This window comes from Sphaerisporangium melleum (assembly GCF_014646695.1).
Taxonomy (GTDB): Bacteria; Actinomycetota; Actinomycetes; order Streptosporangiales; family Streptosporangiaceae; genus Sphaerisporangium; species Sphaerisporangium melleum.
This window is the reverse complement of the sequence record NZ_BMNT01000016.1, coordinates 40,641-52,106: the sequence shown is the minus strand read 5'-3', so window position 1 is coordinate 52,106 and position 11,466 is coordinate 40,641. Positions and strand designations below refer to the sequence as shown.

Below are 11,466 nucleotides of genomic sequence, written 5' to 3'. Positions count from 1 at the left end.
AGTTCCGCAAGATCGACTGCACCAAGAAGGACCGCGGCCAGGGCACCCAGGACAACCCGGACAAGCAGATCGCCGCCTGCAGCACCGAGGGCGACGCCCGCTACATCCTGGAGAAGGCCGCGGTGAAGGGCACCGAGGTGGCGGGCGCCACCTCCGGCGTCGACTCCACCACCGGCGAGTGGATCGTCCAGGTCACCTTCAAGAGCAAGGGCGCCAGCGAGTTCGCCAAGGTCACCGGCCAGATCACCAGTGCGCAGCAGCCGCGCAACCAGCTCGCCATGGTGCTGGACGGCCTGGTCATCTCGGCCCCGGTCATCGAGGAGCCCATCCCCGGCGGCCAGGCACGCATCTCCGGCAGCTTCACGCAGAAGTCCGCCACCGACCTGGCCAACCAGCTCAAGTACGGCGCGCTCCCGCTGAAGTTCAAGCAGAGCTCGATCGAGGAGGTCTCCGGCACCCTCGGCGCCGACCAGCTCCGCGGTGGCCTGCTGTCCGGCGCCATCGGCCTGGTCCTCGTGGTGATCTACTGTCTGCTCTACTACCGCGGTCTGGGTCTGGTCGCGGTGGCGAGCCTCGCGGTGGCGACGATCCTGACGTACGCGACGGTGGTCATCCTCGGCCACAACGCCAACTTCCGGCTGTCCCTGCCGCACATCATCGGCCTGGTGGTCTCGATCGGCATCACCGCCGACTCCTTCATCGTCTACTTCGAACGCATGCGAGACGAGATGAAGGAAGGCCGGCGCTCCCTGCGGGTGGCCGTCGAGGTCGCCTGGGTCCGCGCCCGGCGCACGATCCTGATCGCCGACGCGGTCATGTTCATCGCGGCCGTGGTGCTGTACTTCCTGGCGGTCGGCGGCGTCGCGGGCTTCGCCTTCGCCATGGGCCTGACCACGCTGATCGACATCGCCGTGGTCTTCCTGTTCACCAAGCCGCTGGTCGCCCTGCTGGCCAAGCTCGCGTTCTTCGCCAAGGGCCACAAGCTGTCCGGCCTTGACGCCGAGCGCATGGGCCGCGAGGCGCCGGCCGCCCGCACGACCGTTCCGCAGGAGGGCTGATGTCGACCATCGGTGCGCTCGGGCGCCGCCTGTACCGCGGCGAGGTCAATGTCGACTTCGTCGGCCGCTACAAGCTGTGGGGCACGCTGTCCGGGGTCCTGCTGGTGATCTCGATCGCCGGGCTGATCTTCCAGGGGCTCAACCTCGGCGTCGAGTTCCGGGGCGGCTCGGTGTTCAGCTTCGACCGGCCGGCCGCCTCGACCATCCAGGACGTCCGCACCACCGTCGAGGACGCCGGCGCCCACCAGGTGATCGTGCAGGAGGCCGGCCCCCGCTGGCGGGTGACCACCCAGAGCCTGCCGGAAGACGGCGTGGTCAAGGTGGCGGGAGCGATCTCCGCCAAGTACGGAGTCGCCGACAAGCAGATCTCCAAGCAGATCATCGGTGGCACCTGGGGTGGTGAGGTGCTCAACAAGGCCCTCATCGGCCTAGTCGTCTTCATGCTGGCGATCATCCTCTACCTCACACTGGCCTTCGAGTGGAAGATGGCGCTGGCCGCGGTGGTCGCGCTGATCCACGACCTGGTCATCACGGCGGGCGTCTACGCCTGGTCGGGCTTCGAGGTGACCCCGGCGACCATGTTGGGCTTCCTCACCATCCTCGGCTATTCGCTGTACGACGCGGTCGTGGTGTTCGACATGATCAAGGAGGTCACCGCCAAGCTCGGCACGACCGCCAAGATGACCTACACCGAGGCCGCCAACAACGCGCTCAACCACACGCTGATCCGCTCGCTGAACACCTCGCTGGTGGCCATCCTGCCGGTCGCCGCGATCCTGTTCATCGGCACCACGCTGTTCGGCGCCGGCACGTTGAAGGACCTCTCGCTGGCCCTGTTCGTCGGCATGATCGTCGGTACGTACTCCTCGCTGTGCGTGGCGACGCCGCTGCTGGCCAACCTCAAGGAGCGCGAGCCGAAGTACATGGCGATCGCCAAGCGCGTCGCCTCCACCCGGGCCGCCGCGGCCAAGGACGCCTCCGCCAAGGGCAAGGGCAAGGAGCCCGCGGCCGCGACCTCCACCACCGCCTCGGCCAACGGGGCGGTGGGCGCCGCCGACAAGCGCAAGAAGCGCTAGTCGCGGCAGCAGCAACGACCCTGGCGCCCCCGTGAGCCGGCATCACGGGGGCGCTCGGCTGTCCCGCGCCATCCGCATGAGACCTCTCGGCGCCGCGCCGCCGCCCGGAAGGAAACCCCCTATGAGCGACCTGACCACGACGATCCTCGACCGCATCAGGGACGTGCCCGACTACCCCCGGCCCGGGGTGATGTTCAAGGACATCACTCCGCTGCTCGGCGACCACCTCGCCTTCTCGTCGGCGATCGACGCCCTGGCGGACGGTCTGGCCGTCGACAAGGTGGTCGGCATCGAGGCGCGCGGCTTCATATTGGCCGCCCCGGTCGCCTACCGCTCCGGCGCGGGATTCGTGCCGGTCCGTAAAAAGGGCAAACTCCCTGCCGAGGCGCTGGAGGCGTCCTACGATCTGGAGTACGGCTCCGCCGTCATCGAAGTGCACCGCGACGCCTTCACCCCGGGTGAGCGTGTGCTCATCGTCGACGACGTGCTGGCCACGGGCGGCACCGCCCGGGCCGCGGTGGAGCTCGTCGGCCGGGCCGGTGCCCAGGTCGTGGGGGTGTCCGTGCTGATGGAGCTCGCCTTCCTCAAGGGCCGTGAGCGTCTGGCGGACGTCGACGTGCGGGCCCTGGTGGTCGTCTGATCGGCTCCTGCGAGAGGCGGGCCTCCGCGGCGCGGATACACTGGAGGATCTGGACTCGACGTAAGGAGTCTGAGTGCCCCGTGATGTGGCCTTGCCCGAAGTGACCGACAGCCCTGAGCCGGTTTCCGCGCCCGCGGACGAAACGGGTTTAGCCACGTCCGCAGGCACGGAAGAGAAGCCGGCTCCTGCCGTACGCCGCAGGCTGTCCCGGTTCGGGGGTCAATGGGGTGGCGCGATGAATCCGGTTCTGGAACCGCTGTTCAAAACGGTCCGCGCCACGCACCCCAAGGCGGATCTCCGCCTCATCGAGCGTGCGTACGACGTGGCCGCCTATCACCACCGTGATCAGAAGCGTAAGAGCGGCGACCCGTACATCACCCACCCGCTGGCGGTGGCGACGATCCTGGCCGAGCTCGGCACCGACGACGAGACGCTGTGCGCCGCGCTGCTGCACGACACCGTCGAGGACACCGCCTACGGCCTGGACGAGCTGAGCACCGACTTCGGGCAGAACATCTCGCTGCTGGTGGACGGGGTCACCAAACTCGACAAGGTCAAGTTCGGCGACGCCGCGCAGGCCGAGACCGTCCGCAAGATGGTCGTGGCGATGTCCCGTGACATCCGCGTGCTGGTCATCAAGCTCGCCGACCGCCTGCACAACATGCGCACCCTGCGCTACCTCCCCCGGCACAAGCAGGAGCAGAAGGCCCGCGAGACGCTGGAGATCTTCGCGCCGCTAGCCCACCGCCTCGGCATGAACACCATCAAGTGGGAGCTGGAGGACCTGGCGTTCGGCATGCTCTACCCCAAGCGGTACGACGAGATCGCCCGCATGGTGTCCGAGCGCGCCCCCCGCCGTGACCTGTTCCTGCAGGAGGTCATCGAGAAGGTCTCGGCCGACCTGCGCGAGGCCAAGATCCGCGCGACGGTCAAGGGCAGGCCCAAGCACTACTACTCGATCTACCAGAAGATGATCGCGCGCGAGGTGGCGTTCGACGACATCTACGACCTGGTGGGCATCCGCGTGCTCGTCGACACGGTCCGCGACTGCTACGCCGCGCTCGGAACGATCCACGCTCGGTGGAACCCCGTGCCCGGCCGGTTCAAGGACTACATCGCGATGCCCAAGTTCAACATGTACCAGTCGTTGCACACGACGGTCATCGGGCCCGAGGGCAAGCCGGTCGAGTTGCAGATCCGCACCCGCGCGATGCACCACCGCGCCGAGTACGGCGTGGCCGCCCACTGGAAGTACAAGGAGGAGATGGGCGCCTCCGGCGCGGGCGGGGCGCGGGTCAAGCAGGCCGGTGACATGGCCTGGCTACGGCAGCTCCTCGACTGGCAGAAGGAGACCTCCGACCCGGGCGAGTTCCTGGAGTCGCTGCGGTTCGACCTGTCGGTGTCGGAGGTCTTCGTCTTCACCCCGCGCGGCCAGGTGATCGCGCTGCCCGAGGGCGCCACGCCGGTCGACTTCGCCTACGCCGTGCACACCGAGGTGGGCCACCGTTGCATCGGCGCGCGGGTCAACGGGCGCCTGGTGCCGCTGGAGTCCCGGCTGAGCAACGGCGACACCGTCGAGATCTTCACCTCCAAGTCTCCCGACGCCGGCCCCTCCCGCGACTGGCTGAAGTTCGTCAAGAGCGGCCGGGCGCGCAACAAGATCCGCCAGTGGTTCTCCAAGGAGCGCCGCGAGACGGCGATCGAGGCCGGCAAGGAGGCCATCGGCCGGGCCATGCGCAAGCAGGGCCTGCCATTGCAGCGCCTGATGTCCGGAGAGGCCCTTCTGGCGCTCGCCAGGGACCTTCGGTACCCAGATGTCTCGGCGCTGTACGCGGCGGTCGGAGAAGGCCACTCAGGCGCGCAGGCGGTGGTCGACAAGCTCGTCCAGTCCCTCGGGGGAGTGGACGCCGCCGAGGAGGACATCGCCGAGGCGGCCGTCCCGACCAAGATGCGCGGCCGCCCGCGCACCGCGACCAACGCCGGGGTGATCGTGGCCGGCGACGCCGACGTGTGGGTGCGGCTGTCGCGCTGCTGCACGCCGGTGCCCGGCGACGACATCGTGGGCTTCGTGACCCGGGGGCACGGCGTGTCGGTGCACCGCACCAACTGCCCCAACATCGAGCAGCTCAGGGCCGAGCCCGACAGGCTGGTCGAGGTGGCCTGGTCGCCCGGTGACGACTCGGTGTTCCTGGTGGCCATCCAGGTGGAGGCGCTCGACCGGCCGCGCCTGCTGTCGGACGTCACACGCACGCTGTCCGACCAGCACGTGAACATCCTGTCGGCCTCGGTGACCACCTCGCGCGACCGCACGGCGGTCAGCAAGTTCACCTTCGAGATGGGCGACCCCAAGCACCTCGGGCACGTGCTGAAGGCCGTCCGCAACATCCAGGGCGTCTACGACGTCTACCGCGTCACCAACTGACGTCCGGCGGCTCGACGGCCCTCGCGCGGGGGCCGTCACCCGTCGTATCGCCGCCCGGGAGCGATCGCGTCGCCGGCCGGCGACGGGAACGGCGAGGCGTCTGGCCCGTCTCCCGGGCCCGGGGACCGCCCCCCCGAAGGGCGGGACCCGGGGTTCGGCGTCAGCTCAGGAGAACTCCGCCAGCGTGCGCTCGGCCTCCTCCAGCCACGACCGGCGGGCGGCCAGGGCCTCTTCGGCCTCCTTGGCGTCCTTGTCCCTGCCGGCGGCCGCGGCCTTGGCCAGACGCGCCTCGAGCTGCTCGATCGACCTGCGCAGCTGGTCGACGGTGTTCTGCGCCCGGGCGCGGGCCTCGGGGTTGGAGCGCTTCCACTCGGCCTCCTCGGCCTTGCGGACGGCCTCGTCGATGCGGCGCAGCCCGCCCTCCAGTTTGTCCCGCGACTCGCGCGGCACCGGCCCGACCGCCTCCCAGCGCTCAAGGACGGTGCGCAGGGCGGCGCGCGCCGCCCGGGCGTCGGTCACCGGCAGGATGCGCTCGGCGTCGGCCAGGATGGCGGCCTTGGCCTCGGCGTTCTCCCGCAGCGACGCGTCGCGTTCGGCGAACACCGCGGAGCGGGCCTGGAAGAACTGGTCCTGGGCGGCCTTGAAGCGCGTCCACAGCTCGTCCTCGGCCTCGCGCGAGGCCCGGCCGGCGCTCTTCCACTGGCGCATCAGGTCGCGGTAGGCCGCGGCCGTGTCGCCCCAGTCGGTGGAGCCGGCCAGGTGCTCGGCCTCGGCGACGATGCGCTCCTTGGTGGCGCGCACCGACTCGCGCTGCTCGTCCAGCCCGGCGAAGTAGGACTTGCGGCGCTTGGCGAACGCCGTGCGGGCCGCCGAGAGCCGCTTCCACAGGGCCGCCTCGGTGACCCTGTCGATGCGCTCGGCGCCCTTCCACTCCTCGACGAGCTGGCGCAGCCGCTCACCGCCGGACTTCCAGTGGGTGGTGTCCTCGGCGATGCGCTCGGCCTCGGAGACGATGCGCTCCTTGATCTCCCGCGACTGGGCGCGTGCCTGGTCGCGGGCGGCCTTGACCTCCTCACGGCGCTTGCCCACCAGCTCGCTCAGCGCCGCCAGGCGGTCCATCAGGGCGCCGAGGTCACCGACCGCGTGCGCCTCGGCGATCGACTCACGCAGCTTGACGATCGTCGCCTCCGCCTGGGCGGGGGGCAGGTCGGTGCCACGGAGCCGCTGTTCCAGTAGTTCCACCTGGGTCGCCAGCTCGTCGTACTTGCGATGGAAGTAGGCCAGCGCCTCTTCCGGCTCACCGGCCTGCCAGGACCCGACGGCCCGTTCTCCCTCAGCCGTACGCACGTAGACGGTGCCGTCGTCGTCTACCCGGCCCCACGGGTCGGTGCTCACCGTGTCCTCCCGCACTCGAATCAGCCTCCAGGACACCACGCGTCCTTGGTTGTATTACGTCAGCTCTTGCCAGAGATTGTCACGTGTTTGAATTCGACCGGGTCCTTGGGAGCCCCGGAGCCGTCGCCCATGCCGCCCGGCAGCACGCCCTTCTTGCTCACATCCTCGAGGATTTCGAGCCCCTTCGTGACGGTACCGAATGGTGTGTACTCCGCGGGAAGCTGCAGGTCGCCGAAGATGATGAAGAACTGGCTGCCGGTCGTGCCGGGCGCCTGGGTCTTGGCCATCGCCACCACGCCGCGGGTGTACTTGGCGCCGGTGAGGTTCTCCTCGGCCATGCGGTAGCCCGGCCCGCCCTGACCGTCGGTCGGGTTCTTGCCGTCGGCCTTGGCCAGCGGGTCGCCGCACTGCAGCATCGGGAAGCTCTCGGGGCCCAGGCGGTGGCACTTGGAGCCGTCGAAGTACTTCTTCTTCGCGAGGAACGCCATCGAGTTCACCGTGCAGGGCGCCTTGGCGGCGTCCAGGGCCACCACGATGTCGCCGTGGTTGGTGTTGAAGGTCATGGTCTTGGCGGACTTGTCCGGCTTGGCGGGCGGCATGCCCACGTTCTTCACCGGGCCGCTTGCGCTGTCGGCCACGTAGTCACAGGTGTTCGTGGCCGCGTCGTACGGCTTGGGGGCCGCGGCCGCCGAGGTCGAGGCCGACGGTTCGGCGGAGGGCTCGGCCGAGGCCGAGGGTGTGGAGGCCGCCGCCTGACTGCTGGAGTCGCCGCCGTTGACCACGGCGACGGCCGTGAAGATGCCGCCGACCACCACCAGCACGCCGACGCTCGTCAGGATGATCGCGAGACGCTTCTGCCGAGCCTGCCGCTCGGCGCGCCTGGCCATCTGCCGTTCGTAGTGCTCCCGTGCCAGTTGCTTCTGACGGTCCTTGCCGGTCGCCACCGCTGTGCCCTCCCGACTGTCCGGATTGATGCTGTTTGGCGGTCTCACTGGGTGACCGCCACCTTTATGGAGTGGGCGAATCGTATCGGCCCACGGGCAATGGTTCGCAGCCCGGCGACCCGCACCGGTACCCTTCGGTTACATTCCCATCCGCTTTCCTTGACGAGATCGATCACACCGAGGACCGCTTCCGTGCTCATCGACGGCTTTCCCGCAGGCTCCTTGCAGGCCAACTGCTACGTCGTGGCGCCTGCCGCAGGGGAGGAGTGCGTGATCGTCGACCCAGGTCAGGACGTTGCCGAGGGTCTGGACGACATGCTGCGCGAGCACCGGCTCAAGCCGGTCGCGGTGCTGCTGACGCACGGTCACATCGATCACGTGTGGTCGGTCGCGCCGGTCTGCGGAGCCAAGGATGTGCCCGCCTGGATCCACCCCGAAGATCGTGAACTGCTGACCGACCCCGGCAAGGGCCTGTCGCTCCTGGCCCGTCAGCAGCTCTTCGGCGGGCTGAAGTTCACCGAGCCGGACGACGTGCGCGAGCTGTCGGACGGCGCCGTGCTCGAGATCGCCGGCATGTCCGTCACGGTCGACCACGCCCCCGGTCATACCAGGGGGTCGGTGACGTTCAGGCTTCCCGAGGAGCGGGTGATGTTCTCCGGGGACCTGTTGTTCGCCGGCTCCATAGGCCGCAGCGATCTGCCGGGCGGCGACTACCCGACCATCCTGCGCAGCCTCGGCGCCAAGTGCCTGACGCTGCCGGACGACACGATGGTGCTGCCCGGTCACGGACCACAGACGACGATCGGCCGCGAACGCGCCACGAACCCGTATCTCGCGGAGGCGGCGCCGTTCGCCGGCCCAACCAGGGGATTGTGAATGAGCTTTCAGGCGCCCAAGGGCGTGCCAGAATATCTGCCGCCGCGTTCGGCGATCTTCCTCGCGGTGCGCGAGGCCTTCGCGGCCGCGGCCGGGAACGCCGGCTACTCCTACATCGAGGTGCCCGTCTTCGAGGACACCGAGCTGTTCGCCCGCGGCGTCGGCGAGTCGACCGACGTCGTGAGCAAGGAGATGTACACCTTCGCCGACCGCGGCGGCCGCTCGGTCACGCTGCGGCCCGAGTTCACCGCCGGCGTGATGCGCTCGGTGCTGGAGCACGGGCTGCACACCGGGCAACTGCCCGTCAAGCTGTGGACCACCGGTCCGGCCTTCCGCTACGAGCGCCCCCAGGCCGGCCGCTACCGCCAGCTCCAGCAGTTCGACGTCGAGGCCGTCGGCACCGAGGACCCCGCGGTGGACGCTGAGACCATCGCCATCGCCTGGTCCGGGTACCAGGCCCTCGGGCTCACCCAGGTGCGGCTGCTGCTCAACACCCTGGGCTGCAAGCAGTGCCGCCCGGCCTACCGCGCCGCCCTGCAGGACTTCCTGCGCGGACTCGACCTCGACGAGGCCACCCGGGCCCGCATCGAGGTCAACCCGCTGCGGGTGCTCGACGACAAGCGCCCCGAGGTCCGGGCGCAGGTCGAGAACGCCCCGCTCATCACCGACCACCTGTGCGCGTCCTGCAAGGCCCACCACGACCGCGTGCGCGCCCTGCTGGAGGACCTCGGGGTGCCCTGGGAGGACACTCCGCGCCTGGTCCGCGGGCTGGACTACTACAGCCGCACCACCTACGAGTTCGACCACCCGCTGCTCGGCGCCCAGTCGGGCATCGGCGGCGGCGGGCGCTACGACGGCCTGTCGGAGGACATCGGCGGCCCGCCGCTGCCCGGCATCGGCTTCGCCGTGGGCGTCGACCGCATCATCCTCGCCGTGGAGGCCGAGGGCCTCGCCGCGACGGCTCCCGCCCGGGTCGCGGTGTACGGCGTGCCGCTCGGCGAGGAGGCCGCGCGGCGCATGTTCACGCTGGTCAACGAGCTGCGCGCCGCGGGCGTCGCCGCCGACATGGCCTTCGACGGCAAGGGGCTCAAGGGCGCGATGAAGGGCGCCGACCGCTCCGGGGCCACGTACGCGGTGATCCTCGGCGAGCGCGACATCGCCGCCGGGTCCGCCCAGGTGAAGGACCTGGCGAGCGGCGACCAGACCGCCGTGCCACTCGCCGAGATCGTCACAACCCTGAAGGAGAAACTGACCCAATGATCCGCACGCACACCGCCGGATCGCTGCGCAAGGAGCACGCCGGACAGCAGGTGACGCTGGCCGGCTGGGTGGCACGCCGCCGTGACCATGGCGGAGTGGTCTTCATCGACCTGCGCGACGCGTCCGGCTCGGCGCAGGTCGTCTTCCGCGAGGAGGACCACGCGCACGACCTCCGCTCGGAGTACTGCGTCAGGATCGCCGGCGAGGTCCGCGTCCGCCCCGAGGGCAACGAGAACCCCGATCTGCCCACCGGTGAGATCGAGGTCGTCGCCTCGGAGGTGGAGGTGCTGAGCGAGTCAGCGCCGCTGCCGTTCCCGATCGAGGGCGGCACGGGCGTCTCGGAGGAGGCGCGGCTGAAGTACCGCTACCTGGACATGCGCCGCCAGCAGGTCGCGCACGCCATGCGCGTCCGCTCCACCGCCACCTACCTCGCCCATGAGGTGATGCGCGAGCACGGCTTCCTGTACGTCGAGACCCCCGACCTGACCCGCTCCACTCCCGAGGGCGCCCGCGACTTCCTGGTGCCGGTCCGGCTGCAGCCGGGCAACTGGTACGCCCTGCCGCAGTCGCCGCAGCTGTTCAAGCAGCTGCTCATGGTCGGCGGCCTGGAGCGCTACTACCAGCTCGCCCGCTGCTTCCGCGACGAGGACCTGCGCGCCGACCGGCAGCCGGAGTTCACCCAGATCGACGTCGAGATGTCCTTCGTGGACCAGGACGACGTCATCGCCCTCGGCGAGGCGCTGGTCGGGCGCATCTGGAAGGAGACCGTGGGCTATGAGCTGCCCACGCCGCTTCCCCGCATGACCTACGCCGACGCCATGTCCCGCTACGGCTCCGACAAGCCCGACCTGCGGTTCGGCTGCGAGCTGGTCGACATGACGTCCTACTTCGCCGACACGACCTTCCGGGTCTTCCAGGCGCCCTACGTCGGCGCCGTGGTCATGCCCGGCGGCGCGTCCCAGACCCGCAAGGAGCTCGACGCCTGGCAGGACTGGGCCAAGGCGCGCGGCGCGCGGGGCCTCGCGTACGTGCTGGTGCAGCCGGGCGGCGAGCTCGGCGGCCCGGTGGCCAAGAACCTCTCCGAGACCGAGCGCGCCGGCCTGGCCGCCGCCGTGGGCGCGTCCGAGGGCGACGCGGTGTTCTTCGCCGCGGGCATCCCGGGCCCCTCCCGTGATCTGCTGGGCGCCGCGCGCCTGGAGATCGGGCGGCGCTGCGGGCTGATCGACGAGTCGCTGTGGAGCTTCCTGTGGGTCGTCGACGCGCCGATGTTCGAGCCGGTGCTGGACGACGTGGGCCGCCAGACGGGCTGGACGGCCGTGCACCACCCGTTCACCGGTCCCAAGCCCGAGTACGCCGACACCTTCCACGAGCGTCCGGGCGAGGCGCTGGCGTACGCCTACGACATGGTGTGCAACGGCATGGAGATCGGCGGCGGCTCGATCCGTATCCACCGGGCCGAGATGCAGCAGCGGGTCTTCGAGGTGCTCGGCATCTCCAAGGAGGAGGCCGAGAGCAAGTTCGGGTTCCTGCTCGAGGCGTTCAAGTACGGCCCGCCTCCGCACGGCGGCATCGCCTACGGCTGGGACCGCATCTGCATGCTCCTGGCGGGCGGCGACTCGATCCGGGACGTGATCGCCTTCCCCAAGACCGCCTCCGGTTTCGACCCGCTGACCGGCGCGCCCACGCCCATCACCGCCGACCAGCGCAAGGAGGCCGGCGTGGACGCCCGCAAGGCCCCCGCGGCCGCACCGAAGGCCGCCGCCTCCGACGGCTGACCCGCTAGGGGCCGCCGGTG

The 11,466-nt window shown here is 70.1% G+C and carries 9 protein-coding genes; 7 read left to right on the top strand and 2 right to left on the bottom strand.

The features are described 5' to 3' along the window. From secD to IEY93_RS15735, 4 genes are all read left to right on the top strand, one after another. Window positions 1-1,058, top strand: a 1,058-nt coding sequence (gene secD / locus IEY93_RS38165) for a protein translocase subunit SecD (RefSeq protein WP_229691167.1), incomplete at its 5' end; no start/stop codon positions are given. After that, window positions 1,058-2,134, top strand: coding sequence for a protein translocase subunit SecF (gene secF / locus IEY93_RS15745; protein WP_189163810.1), 1,077 nt, complete (start codon window positions 1,058-1,060; stop codon window positions 2,132-2,134). The genes secD and secF, both read left to right, overlap by 1 nt. A gap of 121 nt (window positions 2,135-2,255) precedes the next feature. After that, complete coding sequence (locus IEY93_RS15740) at window positions 2,256-2,774, top strand: adenine phosphoribosyltransferase (protein ID WP_189163809.1); 519 nt, start codon at window positions 2,256-2,258, stop codon at window positions 2,772-2,774. A gap of 235 nt (window positions 2,775-3,009) precedes the next feature. Beyond that, window positions 3,010-5,196, top strand: coding sequence for a RelA/SpoT family protein (locus IEY93_RS15735; protein WP_189163808.1), 2,187 nt, complete (start codon window positions 3,010-3,012; stop codon window positions 5,194-5,196). Window positions 5,197-5,361: 165 nt separating this feature from the next. Here IEY93_RS15735 and IEY93_RS15730 read toward each other — a convergent pair whose 3' ends face one another. Beyond that, entirely contained in the window at window positions 5,362-6,591 is a 1,230-nt protein-coding gene (locus tag IEY93_RS15730) for a DUF349 domain-containing protein (protein WP_189163904.1), read from the bottom strand. 59 nt (window positions 6,592-6,650) lie between these two features. Next, window positions 6,651-7,535, bottom strand: a complete 885-nt coding sequence (locus IEY93_RS15725) for a peptidylprolyl isomerase (RefSeq protein ID WP_229691166.1) — start codon at window positions 7,533-7,535, stop codon at window positions 6,651-6,653. A 192-nt stretch (window positions 7,536-7,727) separates the two neighbouring features. Between IEY93_RS15725 and IEY93_RS15720 the strand changes: the two genes are divergently transcribed. Genes IEY93_RS15720 through aspS form a run of 3 tightly spaced genes read left to right on the top strand, consistent with a single transcriptional unit; the run spans window position 7,728 to window position 11,446 of the window. After that, window positions 7,728-8,411 carry an MBL fold metallo-hydrolase gene (locus tag IEY93_RS15720; RefSeq protein WP_189163807.1) on the top strand — a complete coding sequence of 228 codons (684 nt, stop codon included), beginning with the start codon at window positions 7,728-7,730 and terminating at the stop codon, window positions 8,409-8,411. Then, window positions 8,412-9,671: a histidine--tRNA ligase gene (gene hisS / locus IEY93_RS15715; RefSeq protein ID WP_189163806.1), complete on the top strand. Its 1,260-nt coding sequence runs from the start codon at window positions 8,412-8,414 to the stop codon at window positions 9,669-9,671. Then, on the top strand, window positions 9,668-11,446 hold the full coding sequence (aspS, locus tag IEY93_RS15710) for an aspartate--tRNA ligase (RefSeq protein ID WP_189163805.1): 1,779 nt from the start codon (window positions 9,668-9,670) through the stop codon (window positions 11,444-11,446). The genes hisS and aspS overlap by 4 nt, the downstream gene beginning before the upstream one ends. The last annotated feature ends 20 nt before the right edge of the window (window positions 11,447-11,466 follow it).

Coding starts and splice junctions, on each gene's coding strand:
- hisS (WP_189163806.1), top strand. CDS start 8,412: ATGAGCTTTCAGGCGCCCAAGGGCGTGCCAGAATATCTGCCGCCGCGT.
- secF (WP_189163810.1), top strand. CDS start 1,058: ATGTCGACCATCGGTGCGCTCGGGCGCCGCCTGTACCGCGGCGAGGTC.
- aspS (WP_189163805.1), top strand. CDS start 9,668: ATGATCCGCACGCACACCGCCGGATCGCTGCGCAAGGAGCACGCCGGA.
- IEY93_RS15740 (WP_189163809.1), top strand. CDS start 2,256: ATGAGCGACCTGACCACGACGATCCTCGACCGCATCAGGGACGTGCCC.
- IEY93_RS15735 (WP_189163808.1), top strand. CDS start 3,010: ATGAATCCGGTTCTGGAACCGCTGTTCAAAACGGTCCGCGCCACGCAC.